Here is a 16,430-nt window from a genome sequence, read left to right as displayed (position 1 = left end):
CTCCCTAATAGTCATGTCTCAAATACACATAAGCCAGCACGGAGGCTGGCTTATGGTGGTGTTCTCGAACGAGGTGACCCGATCAGTCGGCTTTAGGAGCTTCCGCCGGCTTGACTGCGTCTTCGTAGGAAACCGCTTTATCGGTCACGTTGGCCTTCTGCAGAACAGTATCTACAACTTGTTCTTCCAGTACAACCGAACGCACTTCGTTCATCTGCTGATCGTTCTTGTAGTACCAGGCGACCACTTGCTCGGGCTCCTGGTAGGCGGAGGCCATCTCTTCGATCAGCTCACGCACACGGGCTTCGTCAGGCTTCAGCTCGAACTGCTTGACCACTTCCGCGACGATCAGGCCCAGCACGACGCGACGCTTGGCCTGCTCTTCGAACAGCTCGGCCGGCAGTTGGTCTGGTTTGATGTTGCCACCGAACTGCTGAACGGCCTGCACGCGCAGACGATCCACTTCGTTGCCGATCAGCGCCTTCGGCACTTCGACCGGGTTGGCAGCCAGCAGGCCATCCATTACCTGGTTCTTGACCTTGGACTTGATGGCCTGGCGCAGTTCGCGCTCCATGTTCTTGCGAACTTCGGCGCGGAAGCCTTCCAGACCGCCTTCCTTGATGCCGAACAGAGCGAAGAACTCGTCGTTCAGCTCAGGCAGCTGCGGTGCGGAAACGCTGTTCACGGTAACGATGAACTCGGCAGTCTTGCCGGCCAGATCGAGGTTCTGATAGTCCTCGGGGAAGGTCGGGTTGATGACGCGCTCTTCACCCGCCTTGACGCCGACCAGAGCCTCTTCGAAGCCCGGGATCATGCGGCCGGAGCCCAGCACCAGCTGAGTGCCCTTGGCGCTGCCGCCGGCGAAGGCTTCGCCGTCGATCTTGCCAACGAAGTCGATGTTCAGCTGGTCGTCGTTCTCGGCAGCACGCTCGACGGTTTCGAAGCGGGTGTTCTGCTTGCGCAGGATGTCCAGCATGTTGTCGACATCGCTGTCAGCCACGTCGGCCTGCAGGCGCTCGATGGCGATGGAGTCGAAGCCGGAAACCTCGAACTCGGGGAAAACTTCGAAGGTCGCGACGTATTCCAGATCCTTGCCCTTCTCGAAGGACTTCGGCTCTACCGCAGGAGCGCCGGCCGGGTTCAGCTTCTGCTCGACCACGGCTTCATAGAAGGTGGCCTGGATCAGGTCGCCCAGTGCTTCCTGACGAGCGGCGTCTTCGTAACGCTGACGAATGACGCTCATCGGCACCTTGCCAGGACGGAAGCCAGGAACCTTGGCACGACGGGCAGTCTGTTGCAGACGCTTGTTGACTTCGGTCTCGATGCGCTCGACGGGGACGCCGACGGTCATGCGGCGCTCAAGAGCAGAAGTGCTTTCAACAGAAACTTGCATGGATATTCCTCGTTGCACAGACATAAGCCGGCTCGAACCGGCCCCGAATCAAGGCCAAGCATTCTAGAGGGTCGATATGAAGAAGTCACCCTAGAAACAGGCGGCAATGCGGGGGGATTTGTAAGATGGTGCGGACGGAGAGACTCGAACTCTCACACCTTGCGGCGCCAGAACCTAAATCTGGTGTGTCTACCAATTTCACCACGTCCGCGTGGTTTCAAGCTAAAAACAAAAACGCCAGGCTTTTGGCCTGGCGTTCTGGAATATGGGGTGGACGATGGGAATCGAACCCACGACACCAGGAGCCACAATCCTGTGCTCTACCAACTGAGCTACGCCCACCATATTGCATTGCTTACTCAAATTGCCTGACCGCCAAATGGCGCACCCGGCAGGACTCGAACCTGCGACCATCCGCTTAGAAGGCGGATGCTCTATCCAGCTGAGCTACGGGCGCCTATCCATCCGCTAATGCAGACTTAGAAGCTTTCGGCTCCAGCCTCACCACCGGGGCTTGGCTCTTGCCGTCTCACCCAGCGAGTGGCTGTTCCTGAGAAGCGGGGCGAATGTTATAGACGCTTACGCACCTCGTCAACAGAAAAAATCAAAAAAAATCAGCGATATAAAGGAGTTACGCGAAAACGACGGCAGGCGCCTTTGCCCGGGTGAGCACCCATGCGAGAATGCGCGTCCTTTTTTCATCCTTATTAATGGTTAACCAGCGTAATGACCGCACAACTGATCGATGGCAAGGCGATCGCCGCCAGCCTCCGCCAGCAGATTGCCAAACGCGTCGCCGAACGCCGCGAACAAGGCCTTCGCACTCCGGGTCTGGCCGTGATCCTGGTCGGTACCGATCCTGCCTCCCAGGTCTATGTGTCACACAAACGCAAGGATTGCGAGGAAGTCGGCTTCCTCTCGCGCGCCTATGACCTGCCGAGCAACACCAGCCAGACCGATCTGCTGGCCCTGATCGACGAGCTCAACGACGACCCGGCCATCGACGGTATCCTGGTGCAGTTGCCGCTGCCCGAGCACCTGGACAGCTCGCTGCTGCTCGAGCGTATTCGCCCCGACAAGGATGTGGACGGTTTCCACCCCTACAACATCGGCCGCCTGGCCCAGCGCATGCCGCTGCTGCGCCCCTGCACGCCCAAGGGCATCATGACCCTGCTGGAAAGCACCGGCGTCGATCTCTACGGTCTGCACGCGGTGGTGGTCGGCGCCTCGAACATCGTCGGCCGCCCGATGGCCATGGAGCTGCTGCTGGCCGGCTGCACGGTCACCGTCACCCACCGTTTCACCAAGGACCTCGCCGGTCATGTCGGCCAGGCCGACATCGTCGTGGTCGCCGCCGGCAAGCCGGGGCTGGTCAAGGGCGAGTGGATCAAGCCGGGTGCCATCGTCATCGATGTCGGGATCAACCGCCAGGAAGACGGCAAGCTGGTCGGCGACGTGATCTACGAGACCGCCCTGCCCCGCGCCGGCTGGATCACTCCGGTACCGGGCGGTGTCGGCCCGATGACCCGCGCCGGCCTGCTGGAAAACACCCTGCACGCGGCCGAGCACCTGCATGAGTGATCGCTGCGGCTGAATCGAAAACGGCACCCAAGGGTGCCGTTTTTTTTCGCGGCTGAAACCGCTCCTACAGCACAGGCATCGGCCTCACTTGCGCGCCTGCTCCCAGGACTTGAGCAGCTCGTCGTAGGCGATGGTTTCGCCCTTGGGCTTCTCGTTGGCCAGCTTGGGCTTGGGTGCACCCGGCTGATCGAACCAGTACTGCGGATCGCGCGGCTCGTTCAGCTTCGGCCCGCACTCGCCAAGCACGTTGGAACGCTCCAGGCGACCGAGCATGGTGTCCTGCGCGGCAGCCAGACCATCGAGCGCCTGCTGTGGCGTCTTGTCGCCACTCGCGGCTTCGGCGATGAACTGCCACCACAGCTGGGCCAGACGCGGATAGTCCGGCACGTTGGTGCCGGTCGGCGTCCACTGCACGCGAGCCGGGCTGCGGTAGAACTCCACCAGACCGCCAAGCTTCGGCGCTATGTCCGTCATGGCCTGCGAGTTGATGTCCGATTCGCGAATCGGGGTCAGGCCGACCAGGGTCTTCTTCAGCGAGACGGTCTTGGAGGTGACGAACTGGGCGTACAGCCAGGCCGCCAGACGTTGCTTCTCCGGGGTCGACTTGAGGAAGGTCCAGGAACCGGTGTCCTGGTAGCCGAGCTTCATGCCCTCCTCCCAGTACGGCCCCTTCGGCGACGGCGCCATGCGCCATTTCGGCGTGCCGTCCTCGTTGACCACCGGCAGGCCCGGCTTGGTCATGTCGGCGGTGAAGGCGGTGTACCAGAAGATCTGCTGGGCAATGGCGCCCTGCGCCGGCACCGGACCGGCCTCGGAGAAGGTCATGCCCTGGGCTTCCGGCGGTGCGTACTGACGCATCCAGTCGACGTACTTCTGCGTGGCGAACACTGCCGCCGGGCCGTTGGTGTCGCCGCCACGGGCAACGCTGGAGCCCACCGGGCGGCAGCCGTCGACGCGAATGCCCCACTCGTCCACCGGCAGGCCATTGGGCAGGCCCTTGTCGCCGCCGCCAGCCATGGAGAACCAGGCATCGGTGAAGCGCCAGCCCAGCGACGGGTCTTTCTTGCCGTAGTCCATGTGGCCATAGACGCGCTGGCCGTCGATTTCCTTGACGTGCTTGGAGAAGAACTCGGCAATGTCTTCATAGGCCGACCAGTTGACCGGCACGCCCAGCTCGTAGCCGTAGATTTCCTTGAACTTGGCCTTGAGTTCCGGGCGCTCGAACCAGTCGGCGCGGAACCAGTAGAGGTTGGCGAACTGCTGGTCCGGAAGTTGGTACAGCTTGCCGTCCGGCCCGGTGGTGAAGGACGTGCCGATGAAGTCCTCGAGATCCAGGGTCGGCGAGGTGTAGTCCTTGGCTTCGCCGGCGATCATGTCGCTGATGGCCACCGCCTTGCCGTAGCGCGCATGGGTGCCGATCAGGTCGGAGTCGTTGACCCAGCCGTCGTAGATGTTCTTGTCCGACTGCATCTGCGTCTGCAGCTTCTCGACCACGTCGCCTTCCTGCAGCAGGTCATGGCGCAGCCTGATCCCGGTGATCTCGCTGAACGCCTTGGCCAGCACCTTGGACTCGTACTCGTGGGTGGTGATGGTTTCCGACACCACGCTGATATCCATGCCGCGGAACGGCTCGGCGGCCTTGATGAACCATTGCAGTTCGGCGAGTTGCTGCTCGGGTGTCAGGGTCGAGGGGTTGAACTCCTCGGCGATCCATTTCTTGGCGGCCTCTTCATAGGCATCCGCCCAGGCCGCACCGCTCAAACCGGACAACGCCAGCAAGGCGGCCAACGCCATGCTATGTCGGGTCTTGTTGTTATTGTCGAACATAGAGACCTCCATCTCAGGATATGGGAGAGGCAAACCGGTGGCAGCCCGGCTCAGCCCCAGCGCATGACTGCGCACAACCACAACAGCGATAGCAGTGACGCTATCCACACGCTCCACTCGGTCACGCCTATCACCAGCAGGTGCAGGTAGGCGCTACCGAGCAGACCGATGAACAACCGGTCGCCACGGGTCGTGGCGATCGGCAGAAACCCCTTGCGCTCCACGCAAGGCCAGCGCAGCTCCACCAGCGTCATGCCGGCCAGCAGCACGGCGATGACGGCGAAGAACAGCGCAGTCGGCAGAGTCCAGGCCATCCAGCTCATGACGAACCTCCTTACACGCGACCGAGGGCAAAGCCCTTGGCCACATGATTGCGAACGAACCAGATCACCAGCATGCCGGGAATGATGGTCAGCACCCCGGCGGCGGCCAGCACGCCCCAGTCGATCCCCGACGCGGATACCGTACGGGTCATCACCGCGGCGATGGGCTTGGCGTCCACGGATGTCAGGGTGCGCGCCAGCAGCAGCTCGACCCAGGAGAACATGAAACAGAAGAAAGCCGTGACGCCGATGCCGGAACGGATCAGCGGGATGAAGATCTTCACGAAGAATTTCGGGAAGCTGTAGCCGTCGATATAGGCCGTCTCGTCGATTTCCTTGGGCACGCTGGACATGAACCCCTCCAGGATCCACACCGCCAGCGGCACGTTGAACAGGCAGTGCGCCAGCGCCACGGCGATATGGGTGTCGAACAGGCCGATGGACGAATACAGCTGGAAGAACGGCAGCAGGAACACCGCCGGCGGCGCCATGCGGTTGGTCAGCAGCCAGAAGAACAGGTGCTTGTCGCCGAGGAAGCGGTAGCGCGAGAAGGCATAGGCCGCCGGCAATGCCACACTGAGCGAGATCAGGGTGTTGAGGCTGACGTAGTACAGCGAGTTGAGATAGCCCTCGTACCAGCTGCGATCGGTGAAGATCACCCGGTAGTTTTCCAGGGTGAAATGCTGCGGCCACAGGCTCAGGCCACCGAGAATCTCGGTGTTGCTCTTGAACGACATGTTCAGCAGCCAGTAGATCGGCACCAGCAGGAAGAGGAAGTAGATCAGCAGAGCCAGGCGTTTGCGTAGCATCATGGTCGGCCTCAGCGATTCTTGTCGTCGTGGGTCATGGCGGTATAGAACAGCCAGGACACCAGCAGGATGATCAGGAAGTAGACCAGCGAGAACGCCGCCGCCGGGCCCAGGTCGAACTGACCGATGGCCATCTGCGTCAGGGTCTGGCTGAGGAAGGTGGTGGCGTTGCCCGGGCCGCCCCCGGTCAGCACGAACGGCTCGGTGTAGATCATGAAGCTGTCCATGAAGCGCAGCATCACCGCGATCAGCAGCACGCTCTTCAGCTTGGGCAGCTGGATATGGCGGAACACCGCCCAGTTCGACGCACGGTCGATGCGCGCCGCCTGGTAGTAGACGTCGGGTATCGCCCGCAGCCCCGAGTAGCACAGCAGCGCCACCAGCGACGTCCAGTGCCAGACGTCCATGATCAGCACCGTCACCCAGGCATCCATGGTGTTGGCGGCATAGTTGTAGCTGAGGCCCAGCTTGTTCAGCGCCCAGCCCATCAGGCCGATGTCGGCACGGCCGAAGATCTGCCAGATGGTGCCCACCACGTTCCATGGAATCAGCAGCGGGATGGCCATCAGGATCAGACACAGCGACGCCCAGCGCCCGCGGGTCGGCATGCACAGGGCGATGGCGATGCCGAGTGGAATCTCGATCAGCAGCACGCAGGCGGAGAAGATGAACTGGCGCAGCAGCGAGTCGTGCAGGCGCGGGTCCTGCAACACCTGGCGATACCAGTCGACGCCGACGAAGTAGCGCGTGGCCGGATCGAAGATGTCCTGCACCGAGTAGTTGACCACCGTCATCATCGGCACGATGGCACTGAAGGCCACCAGCAGGAACACCGGCAGGACCAGCCACCAGGCCTTGTTGTTCTGTACTTTCATGGCGCCACCTCCACCAGGTAGTCATCGGCATAGAGCATCAGCCACTGCGCCGGAAAGTTCAGGTAGACCTGTTCGCGTGGCACCGGCTGGTCCTCCTGCAGGCGCGCCTTGAGCACCTGGCCGTCGAGGTCGAAGGTGAGGATCTTGTAGGTGCCGAGGTCCTCGACGTGCAGCACGCGCCCGCACAGCGCGTCTTCATAGGCGCCGTCCCAGACATGCACGAACTCGGGACGGATGCCCACCTGCAGGCGCCTGCCTTCCAGTTCGGCCAGGCGCTGGTTGAGCGCCTCGGAAAGCGGCAGCACGGTATCGGCGAAACGCACGCCACCCTCGCAGCGCTGCACGTCGATCAGGTTCATCCCCGGGCTGCCGATGAAGTAGCCGACAAAGGTATGTCCGGGGCGCTCGAACAGTTCGCGCGGGGTGCCGAACTGGACGATCTGCCCGCCGTACATCACCGCGATCTTGTCGGCGAAGGTGGAGGCCTCCAGCTGGTCGTGGGTGACGTAGACCATGGTGATATTGAACTGCTCGTGGATCTGCTTGAGCTTGCGCCGCAGCTTCCACTTCAGGTGCGGGTCGATCACCGTCAGCGGCTCGTCGAAGAGAATCGCCGACACGTCGTCACGCACCAGGCCACGCCCCATGGACACCTTCTGCTTCTCGTCGGCGGTGAGGTTGCGCGCCTTCTTGCGCAGCAGCGGATGGAGTTCGAGCACCTCCGCGATCTCATGCACCTTGCTGGTGATGCGCGCCTCGTCCATGCCCTGGTTACGCAGCGGGAAGGCCAGGTTGTCGAACACCGTCATGGTGTCGTAGACCACCGGGAACTGGAACACCTGGGCGATGTTGCGCTGCTGTGGCGACAGTGCGTTGACCGCCTTGCCGTCGAACTGCACCTCGCCCTGGGACGGGCTGAGCAGGCCGGAGATGATGTTGAGCAGGGTCGACTTGCCGCAGCCCGAGGGGCCCAGCAGCGCGTAGGCACCGCCCTGTTGCCAGATGTGGTTCATCTCGCGGATCGCATAATCTTCCGGCGCCTTCGGTGCGCCGCTGTAGCTGTGCGCAAGGTTGTGCAGACGAATCTCGGCCATCAGGCAGCCCTCCCCTGGCGACGACTGGGTGCCTGGACCAATTGCCCATCGGCGGCGAAGACGAACAGCTTGTGGGTCGGGATGTAGATGAGTATCGGCGTGTCCACCGCGTACTCGTGCACGCCTGGCAGGTGCAGTACCAGCACGAACTGTTCGTTGCGCACGTGCAGGAAGGTTTCCGAGCCACTGATCTCGGCCAGCTCCACGGTGACCGCCAGTTCCAGGTCATCGTCGTTCGACGGTACCAGGCCGATATGGCTCGGGCGCACGCCGAAACGGTACTCGCCCTCGGCGATGTCGCGCAGGTCCTGATTGAGCGGGAAGTGCACGCAGTCGGCAAAGCTCACCTCGCTGCCGCTGATCCGCCCCGGCATCAGGTTGATCGCCGGCTCGGAGAACAGCTCGGCGGCCAGCACCTGCTGCGGACGGTGATAGACATCGGCGGTCTTGCCACTCTGCACCACCCGCCCCTCGTGCAGGATGGTGGTGGTGCCACCGAGGGCCAGCGCCTCGTTCGGCTCGGTGGTGGCGTAGATGGCGATGGTGTGGCGCGCCTGGAACAGCTCGCGCATTTCCTGGCGCAACTCCTCGCGCAGCTTGTAGTCGAGGTTGACCAGGGGCTCGTCGAAGAGGATCAGCGACGCGTCCTTGACCAGTGCCCGCGCCATGGCCGTGCGCTGCTGCTGACCACCGGACAGTTCCAGTGGGTAGCGTGACAGCAGGTTGTCGATGCGCAGCATGCGCGCCGTGCTCTCGACCTTGTCGGCGATCAGCTCCCTGGCCATTCCGGCCTGGCGCAGCGGCGACGCGATGTTCTCGAACACCGTCAGGGTCGGGTAGTTGATGAACTGCTGATAGACCATCGACACGTTGCGCTGACGCACCGGGACGCCGGTGACATCGGCGCCGTTCATCATCACGCGGCCGCTGCTGGGTCGATCCAGGCCGGCCATCAGGCGCATCAGGCTGGTCTTGCCGGCCAGGGTGCGGCCCAGCAGAACGTTGAAAGAGCCGGGTTCGAAACTCAGGCAGGCATCATCGATATGCACCTGGCCGTCGACGATACGGGTGACGTGTTCGAGCTTGAGCGACATGGCCTGTCCTTTTTCTTGTCGTGCCATTCGATTACGAACACCTTAGCGACAAGCATGCCAGGGCCAAAAAACATCAACTATCCATCTGATAAACAAGAAAAAACGCGAATTTCCGGAAAAGCTCATCGCGACCTGATTGAACAGCTTTGCACAAGCGGATGTGAACAACTGAACAGTTCGACTGTTGACTTTGAACAGTTTTGAACAAGACTGGACGGACGCGACGCAGGTCGCGAGCACATCGCGGCGCAGATCGCGAACCTACAAGAAGAGAGCGTCCATGACAGAAGCTGCCCGCGCGCAGGCGCACGACACCATCATCGAGCAATCCTGGTCGCGCTGCCGTGACTACGGCCTGACCCACCAGAGTCCGCCCTGCTTCGACCCGCCCCCTCCCGGTGAACTCTCGGCCCTGCTGGAGAGCCGCCAGGCGCTGGTACAGACCACCCACCAGGAAGTGCTGCCCTACTACGGCACCATCCTGGCCAACTCCAACTGCCTGATCATGCTCGCCGACGAGCAGGGCCGGCTGTTGCAGTCCTGGGGCGACCAGCGCTTCATCGAACCGCGCCAGGCCGCGGGCTTCGTCGCCGGCGCCAGCTGGCTGGAGCGCTACACCGGCACCAATGCCATCGGCACCGCGCTCAGCTGCGGCCAGGCCGTGCACATCCAGCACGACGAGCACTTCCTCAAGGCCAACCGCTTCATGACCGGCTCGGCCTCACCGATCTTCGACGAACAGCGACGCATGGTCGCCGTGCTCGACGTGTCCAGCGACAGCTACCTGCCGCCCGCGCACACCCTGGGCATGGTCAAGATGATGAGCCAGTCGGTGGAGAACCGCCTGATCCTCAAGCTGTTCGCCGAGCAGTACCACCTGCTCAGCTTCAATACCAGCCTGGACAACCTCGACAGCCCCTGGGCCGGGCTGGTGGTGTTCGACGAGCAGGGCCACGTGGTCTCGGCGAACCGCCGCGCCGACAACCTGCTCGGGCAACCCCTTGCCTACTGCGCCATCGAGCAGCTGTTCGACGTGCCGCTGCAGCAGTTGCTCAACCAGCCGGACAACCTGCCCTTCAACCTGCGTACCAGCGGCCACTTTCGCTTCCACGCGCGGGTGCGCCGCCCTACCCGGCCAGCCCCCGTTCAACCCCGCGACTTCCGCCCGCCGCTGACCAGCCGCAGCGAGCAGGAGCCGCCCCTGCACGCACTCAACCTGGGCGACGCCAGAGTGGACAAGGCCATTCGCCAGGCCGAACGCCTGCTGGAGAAGGACATCCCGATTCTGGTGCAGGGTGAAACCGGCGCCGGCAAGGAGGTCTTCGTCAAGGCCCTGCACCGCTCCAGCTCACGCGCAAGCCAGGCGTTCATCGCGGTCAACTGCGCCGCCATCCCGGCGGAGCTAGTGGAGTCGGAGCTGTTCGGCTACGAGAAAGGCGCCTTCACCGGCGCCAGCCAGAAGGGCCATATCGGCCTGATCCGCAAGGCGCACAAGGGCACGCTGTTTCTCGACGAAATCGGCGACATGCCGCTGCGCGTCCAGGCTCGATTGCTACGCGTCCTGCAGGAACGCTGCGTGCAGCCGCTGGGCAGCAGCGAGTTGCACCCGGTGGACGTGCGCCTGATCTCCGCGACCAACCGCCCGTTGCGCCAGGACATCGACAATGGCCAGTTTCGCGCCGACCTCTACTACCGCATCAGCGGCTTGAACCTGGAGCTGCCGCCGCTGCGCGAACGCACCGACAAGGCGGCCCTGTTCCAGAAACTCTGGGAACAGCACCGCGAACCCAGGCAGTGGGCGGGGCTCAGTCGCGAGGTGCTCGAGCTGTTCCAGCGCCACCCCTGGCCGGGCAACCTGCGCCAGCTCAGCAGCGTGCTGCGCGTCGCGCTGGCCATGGCCGACGACCAGCCGATTCGCGCCGAACACCTGCCGGACGACTTCTTCACCGACCTGCCCAGCGCGGCGCCGCAGCCGTCACAGCCCGTGGCAGAAAGCGACGACCTGGCCAGCCAGTACCAGGCCTGCGGCGGCAACATCTCCTACCTGGCGCGCCACCTCGGCCTGAGCCGCAACACCCTGTACAAGCGCCTGCGTGAACAGGGCGTCAGGCCTTGATCACGCGCCGCACCCAGACAGCGGGCCGCCATCCGCGCTGCATGCCCGCCGCCGCCAGCAGGATGGCCGCGACACCGAACCACTGCAGCGGGCTCAGCCAGTGGTCGAAGGCCAGCCAGTCGACCAGAATCGCCGCCACCGGGTAGATGAATGACAGTGCGCCGGTCACCGCCGTCGGCAGTTTCTGGATCGCGCCATACAGCAGCAGGTACATCAACCCGGTATGCACCAGCCCCAAGGCCAGCAGGCTGGCCCAGGCGACCTCGCCCTGCGGCAGTTCACGCCCCATCAGCGGCGCCAGCAGGATCACCCCGGTCACCAGCTGGATCAGCGCGATCAGGTGCGGCGGCGTGTCGCTGAGGCGTTTGACGATCAATGCAGCGATCGCATAGAGCAGCGCCGCCCCCAGCGCCAACCCGATGCCCATCAGGTAGTTGGCACCGGCCACGGCACCCCGGCCATGGGCACTGACGATGGCCAGCATGCCGACGAAGGCCAAGGCCAGCCAGGCGAGCTTGAGCCATGTCAGGCGTTCGCCGAGAAACAGCGCCGCCAGCCCCACCAGCATGAACGGCTGAACGTTGTACACCACCGTGCTGACGGCGATGGAGGCCTGCGCGTAGGAGGCGAACAACAACAGCCAGTTGCCGACGATGGCCACGCCGCTGAGCACGCCCAGCAGCAGCACGCGCCGCCCGAGCAGCTCGGCGCGCAACAGACCGAGCGCGGCGCAGACCAGCAGCAACGTGCCGCCACCGATCAGGCAGCGCCAGAACACCACGTCCACCACCGCCTGGCCGGAAAGCAGCACGAACCAGCCGATGGTGCCGGAAATCAGCATGGCGGCGATCATTTCCAGCGAGCCACGCTTGAGCTTGTCGTCCACGGGTCGATCCTCATTGAAATGAGCTGCCATTATGCGAAGGTGCAACTTCTCGCTCCATGGAGAATCTGAGGCAGAATCCAGCCCTCACCTTTTTTACAACGGCAGATTCCGGCTTTTACCTAACGAGGCCTGCAATGACCGATGAAATCGACCAGACCCTGATCGCCGCATTGATGGCCGACTCGCGGCGCTCGCTGAAAGCACTGGCGCAGCTCAGTGGCCTGTCCTCCCCCAGCGTGGCCGAACGCCTGCGCCGCCTGGAGGAGCGCGGCGTGCTGAGGGGCTACACCGTGGAGATCGACCCACGGCATTTCGGCTACCAGTTGCAGGCCATCGTTCGCGTCAGGCCGCTGCCCGGCAAACTGCACGAAGTCGAACGACTGATCCAGGCCACCCCCGAATTCACCGAATGCGACAAGGTCACCGGCGAGGACTGTTTCATCGCACGCCTGCACGTGCGCTCCATGGAACAGCTGGACGAGGTGCTCGATCGCCTCAACGGCCATGCCGAAACCAACACCGCCATCGTCAAGAAGACCTCGGTCCCGCGCCGACTGCCACCGATGAACTGACAAGGAACGCTCATGCCCTCCTCCCTACGCCCCCTGCTCGCCGCCCTCGGCCTCTGCCTGGCCAGCCAGAACGCGCTCGCCGAACTGCACCCGGCCGTCGATGCCGCCGTAAAACCCGTGATGCAGGCCTACGCCATCCCCGGCATGGCCATCGCCATCAGCCACAAGGGGCAGCAGCACTTCTTCGACTATGGCGTCGCCTCCCGCGAAAGCGGCCAGGCCGTGGATCGTCACACGCTGTTCGAGCTGGGCTCGATCAGCAAGCTGTTCACCGCCACCCTCGGCGCCTATGCGGAGGCGCGTGGCACCCTGAACCTCAGCGACAACGCCAGCCAGTACCTGCCAGCCCTGCAAGGCAGCGCATTCGACCATATCAGCCTGCTGGACCTGGCGACCTACAGCGCCGGCGGCCTGCCGCTGCAGTTCCCGGACGCGGTAGGCGACGAGCGCCAGATGCTCGACTACTACCGCAACTGGCAGGCCGTCTATCCGGCCGGCACCCGTCGCCGGTATTCCAACCCGAGCATCGGCCTGTTCGGCCACCTGGCGGCGGCCAGCCTGGCCGAACCCTTCCAGCAGGTGATGGAGCAGGACCTGCTGCCACGACTGGGCATGCAGGAAAGCTACGTGCAGATACCGGCCGGGCAGATGCAGCATTACGCCTGGGGCTACCGCGACGACAAGGCCATGCGCGTAGGCCCCGGTGCTCTGGATGCCGAAGCCTACGGGTTGAAATCCAGCGCCACCGACATGCTGCGCTTCATCGAGGTCAACCTGCACCCGGATCGCCTGCCCTCGCCGCTGCACCAGGCCGTCAGCGCCACTCATCGCGGCTACTACCAGGTCGGTGACATGACCCAGGCCCTCGGCTGGGAACGCTACGCCTACCCCATCAGCCTGGAACGGCTGCAGGCCGGCAACTCCGCCGACATGGCCCTGCAGCCACATCCCGTCGAGCGTTTCGCCGTGGCCAAGCCTGCCGAAGGCGATCTGCTGCTGAACAAGACCGGCTCGACCAATGGCTTCGGCGCCTACATCCTGCTGCTGCCCGCACGGGACACCGGGCTGGTGATACTCGCCAACCGCAACTACCCCAACGCCGAGCGTGTGCGCCTGGCACTAAGGATCATCGAGGCGCTATCGCCCTGAGTCAGACGTTCGCCAACCACCACTGCTGCGCGCGCATGGCCAACGGCGACAGCGTGCGCCCTGCCAGACGAACCAGTGCACAAGGCAGCGCCAGCGCCTCGGCAGGCATGGCCAAACCTGCCGCCTGGGGCAATTCGACCACCTGGCCGCTGGCCAACTCAGCGGCCACGGCTTGCCGCCAGGTCAACAACAGCTCGTTGCTCGCGAGCAACCGCCGCCGCAACAGACCCAGGTCACTGCAGGTCAGACGCACCGGTAGTTGCGCGGCATCGATATGCAGCAGGCTGCACAACCGCTGAGCAATACTGGCGTCGAAGCGCACACAACTCCAGGGATAGTCGAGCAAGCGCGCAGGCGTGATGGCCGCGCCATTAAGCAAAGGATGCTGCGCACGGCAAAACAATGAGGCTGCCTGTGCCGGCAGCTCATGCACAACGAAACGGCTATCCTCGACCAGTGGCCTGGCGTAGGCGACGAAGAACTCGATACGCTCGGCCAGCAGCGCCTCGCGCAAAGCCTCCCAGTGATTGACTTCGATATCGAGGCGCACCTCGCTGCCCGCAGGCTGCAGTTGCTCGATCAGCCGTTCAAGCCGGTCAGCCTCCACCAACTGACTGACCCCGAAAGCCAGACGCCCAGCCTGCAGCCCACGCAACTCATCAACCTCGAATTGCAGACAGGTGGCCTGGGCGATCAGCTCGCGAGCGCGCGCAACGATCTGTCGACCGGCGGCCGTCAGGCTCACCCGACGCGTGTCGCGGTCGAACAAACGCACGCCCAGCTCGCGCTCCAGGGTCTGGATGCTACGACTGAATGCGGTCTGCGACAGGTTCGCGCGCTGCGCAGCCCGAGAGAAGTGCAACTCCTCGGTCAACAGCAGTAGGTGCTGCAAGCGTTTCAAGTCCATTCAGGCACCACCTGCATCAATAAGACTGCAATTTTGCATTGGACGACTTTATAGCCCAGCCAGCAGGATGCGTCATCGCCCTGAAGGTATCGCCTATCCATGCTCTTGCGTGCCCTGATACTCGCCAGCTTTACGTTGCTCGCCGCCTGCCAGCCATCAGCCCCTCAGCTGATCTTCGTCGGCGGTCCGATTCTGACCGTCGACCCAGAGGATCGGGTGGTCGAAGCACTGGCAGTGCAGGATGGTCGCATCCTAGCCACAGGCTCACGCCAGCAGATACTGGCGCTGGCAGGATCTGACAGCGAGATCGTCGATCTGCACGGCAAGACCCTGCTACCTGGGCTGATCGCCGCACACGAACACCCGACCCTCAGCGCCCTGTTCGCAGGCGCAGTGGATCTGTCCGGTTTCACTCATCGTGATAATCAATCGGTTTGGCAGGCGCTACGCCAGCGCGTGGCAAGCACTGCGCCGGGCGAATGGGTGTACGCCGTCGGCCTCGATCTGATCCTGGTGCCGGATCTGCAGATTCCACCCCGCCAGCAGCTCGATCAGTTGGCGCCAAACAACCCGGTGCTGCTGATCGGACAGAACCTGCACTCGTTCTGGGCCAACTCGCGCGCCTTCGCCGTTGCTGGTGTGGATCGCCACACCCCGAACCCGAGCGCGGCCTCCTACTACCAGCGCGACGACCAGGGCGAACTGACCGGGATGATCGTCGAAACCCAGGCAGCCAGGCCCTTCATGACCGAGCTCAGACGCCCCTGGGCACTGCTGCAGCGCTATGAGCGCACGCTCGATGATTTGCTAGCCAATGGCTTCACCACGGTGGCATCGCTGGGCTACAACGTGCCGCCGCTGATGGCACGCTACGCCGCGCTGCGCCACTGGCGACCACGCATCCGCCAATACTTCTATCTGACCGAACAGGAACTCGATGCCCTGCCAGAAAGCCCTGACAACGGCTCGGACAGCTTCGCCGTGCTCGGCGTCAAACTCTGGGCAGACGGTTCGCCCTACACTGGCAGCATGTTCAGCCGTAGCGCCTACCTCGACAGCCCGCTGAACCGCACCCTGGGCATCACGCCCGGCAGCTACGGCCAGCCATTGCTCGGTGTGGCGGCACTGCGCGAAAAAATCGAGCACTACAATCGCGCCGGCTGGCAGGTCGCGATCCACAGCCAGGGCGATGCCTCACTGCTCGAAGTGGCCCGAGCCCTCGAACAGGCCGCGCCACTGAGCGGGCAAGCCCCAGCCGTACGTCTGGAACACGCCATCGAACTACCGAAGCCGCTGATGCCGGAGCTGACCGCCCAAGGCGTGGCCGTGTCGTTTCATATCAACCACCTGCTCTATTACGGCGATGCCTTGCAGGACTCGGTGATAGGTCGCTTCATGACTCAACGCAGCCTGCCTGTGCACAGCGCCTTCAGCGCCGGCCTGCACCCCACCTTGCATGCGGACAGCCCGATGTTTCCGGCCCAGCCGTTCAGCCTGATGCATACGGCGATGCTCAGGCGTAGCCAGAGTGGTACTCCAATCAACCCCAGCGAGGCCATCGACGCCCACCAGGCGCTACGCGCCATGACCATAAATGCCGCCTACCAACTGCGCCAGGACTCACTCCTGGGCAGCCTGGAACCAGGCAAATGGGCGGACTTGACGGTGGTCAGCGACAATCCTTATCGGATGCCGCCAACGCAATTGCAGCAGATGCGGGTCAACGCCGTTTACCTGGGTGGGCGCCAGGTATACAGCGACTGATAACAAAAGGCCGCCCGTGGGCGGCCTTGGAGTGGCACTC

The 16,430-nt window shown here is 63.5% G+C and carries 14 protein-coding genes and 3 tRNA genes; 5 read left to right on the top strand and 12 right to left on the bottom strand.

Annotation, left to right across the window (positions count from 1 at the left end):
- Window positions 1–82 precede the first annotated feature (82 nt).
- From tig to EWH21_RS11380, 4 genes are all read right to left on the bottom strand, one after another.
- A complete protein-coding gene (gene tig, locus EWH21_RS11395; protein ID WP_277700534.1) occupies window positions 83–1,393 on the bottom strand; it encodes a trigger factor in 1,311 nt (436 codons plus the stop codon).
- A 126-nt stretch (window positions 1,394–1,519) separates the two neighbouring features.
- Window positions 1,520–1,604 (bottom strand) — tRNA-Leu (locus tag EWH21_RS11390).
- Between the two features lie 55 nt (window positions 1,605–1,659).
- Window positions 1,660–1,735: transfer RNA gene (locus tag EWH21_RS11385), tRNA-His, on the bottom strand.
- A 38-nt stretch (window positions 1,736–1,773) separates the two neighbouring features.
- A tRNA-Arg gene (locus EWH21_RS11380) sits at window positions 1,774–1,850 on the bottom strand.
- Window positions 1,851–2,119: 269 nt separating this feature from the next.
- Between EWH21_RS11380 and folD the strand changes: the two genes are divergently transcribed.
- A complete protein-coding gene (gene folD, locus EWH21_RS11375; protein ID WP_277700533.1) occupies window positions 2,120–2,974 on the top strand; it encodes a bifunctional methylenetetrahydrofolate dehydrogenase/methenyltetrahydrofolate cyclohydrolase FolD in 855 nt (284 codons plus the stop codon).
- Between the two features lie 84 nt (window positions 2,975–3,058).
- On the opposite strand, the gene EWH21_RS11370 is transcribed toward folD, so the two are convergent.
- Genes EWH21_RS11370 through EWH21_RS11345 form a run of 6 tightly spaced genes read right to left on the bottom strand, consistent with a single transcriptional unit; the run spans window position 3,059 to window position 8,996 of the window.
- On the bottom strand, window positions 3,059–4,801 hold the full coding sequence (locus EWH21_RS11370; RefSeq protein ID WP_277700532.1) for an ABC transporter substrate-binding protein: 1,743 nt from the start codon (window positions 4,799–4,801) through the stop codon (window positions 3,059–3,061).
- A 50-nt stretch (window positions 4,802–4,851) separates the two neighbouring features.
- Window positions 4,852–5,124, bottom strand: coding sequence for a DUF2160 domain-containing protein (locus tag EWH21_RS11365; protein WP_277700531.1), 273 nt, complete (start codon window positions 5,122–5,124; stop codon window positions 4,852–4,854).
- 11 nt (window positions 5,125–5,135) lie between these two features.
- Window positions 5,136–5,936, bottom strand: a complete 801-nt coding sequence (locus tag EWH21_RS11360) for a carbohydrate ABC transporter permease (protein WP_037053055.1) — start codon at window positions 5,934–5,936, stop codon at window positions 5,136–5,138.
- Window positions 5,937–5,944: 8 nt separating this feature from the next.
- A complete protein-coding gene (locus EWH21_RS11355; protein ID WP_037053057.1) occupies window positions 5,945–6,808 on the bottom strand; it encodes a sugar ABC transporter permease in 864 nt (287 codons plus the stop codon).
- Window positions 6,805–7,902, bottom strand: coding sequence for an ABC transporter ATP-binding protein (locus EWH21_RS11350; protein ID WP_152488581.1), 1,098 nt, complete (start codon window positions 7,900–7,902; stop codon window positions 6,805–6,807). The genes EWH21_RS11355 and EWH21_RS11350 overlap by 4 nt, the downstream gene beginning before the upstream one ends.
- Complete coding sequence (locus tag EWH21_RS11345; protein WP_277700530.1) at window positions 7,902–8,996, bottom strand: ABC transporter ATP-binding protein; 1,095 nt, start codon at window positions 8,994–8,996, stop codon at window positions 7,902–7,904. Before EWH21_RS11345 ends, EWH21_RS11350 begins: the two co-directional genes overlap by 1 nt.
- Before the next feature lie 280 nt (window positions 8,997–9,276).
- On the opposite strand from EWH21_RS11345, the gene EWH21_RS11340 reads away from it, so the two are divergent.
- Entirely contained in the window at window positions 9,277–11,112 is a 1,836-nt protein-coding gene (locus EWH21_RS11340) for a sigma-54-dependent Fis family transcriptional regulator (RefSeq protein WP_277700529.1), read from the top strand.
- On the opposite strand, the gene EWH21_RS11335 is transcribed toward EWH21_RS11340, so the two are convergent.
- Entirely contained in the window at window positions 11,102–11,998 is an 897-nt protein-coding gene (locus EWH21_RS11335; protein ID WP_037053062.1) for a DMT family transporter, read from the bottom strand. The genes EWH21_RS11340 and EWH21_RS11335 overlap by 11 nt on opposite strands.
- Before the next feature lie 134 nt (window positions 11,999–12,132).
- Here EWH21_RS11335 and EWH21_RS11330 point away from each other — a divergent pair, with 134 nt between their 5' ends.
- Together EWH21_RS11330 and ampC are read left to right on the top strand one after the other, a co-directional pair.
- Window positions 12,133–12,570: an Lrp/AsnC family transcriptional regulator gene (locus EWH21_RS11330; RefSeq protein WP_037053063.1), complete on the top strand. Its 438-nt coding sequence runs from the start codon at window positions 12,133–12,135 to the stop codon at window positions 12,568–12,570.
- Window positions 12,571–12,582: 12 nt separating this feature from the next.
- Window positions 12,583–13,719 carry a class C beta-lactamase gene (gene ampC / locus EWH21_RS11325; RefSeq protein WP_277700528.1) on the top strand — a complete coding sequence of 379 codons (1,137 nt, stop codon included), beginning with the start codon at window positions 12,583–12,585 and terminating at the stop codon, window positions 13,717–13,719.
- A gap of 1 nt (window position 13,720) precedes the next feature.
- Here the strand turns inward: ampC and EWH21_RS11320 are convergent, their stop codons facing one another.
- The gene (locus tag EWH21_RS11320) at window positions 13,721–14,626 is read right to left on the bottom strand and encodes a LysR family transcriptional regulator (protein ID WP_277700527.1); all 906 of its coding nucleotides are present in this window, start codon (window positions 14,624–14,626) and stop codon (window positions 13,721–13,723) included.
- A 99-nt stretch (window positions 14,627–14,725) separates the two neighbouring features.
- Between EWH21_RS11320 and EWH21_RS11315 the strand changes: the two genes are divergently transcribed.
- Entirely contained in the window at window positions 14,726–16,390 is a 1,665-nt protein-coding gene (locus tag EWH21_RS11315) for an amidohydrolase (protein WP_277700526.1), read from the top strand.
- Window positions 16,391–16,430: the final 40 nt, after the last annotated feature.

Source organism: Pseudomonas sp. REST10 (assembly GCF_029542605.1).
Taxonomy (GTDB): domain Bacteria; phylum Pseudomonadota; class Gammaproteobacteria; order Pseudomonadales; family Pseudomonadaceae; genus Aquipseudomonas; species Aquipseudomonas khazarica.
This window is presented reverse-complemented; position numbering and strand designations above follow the sequence as displayed.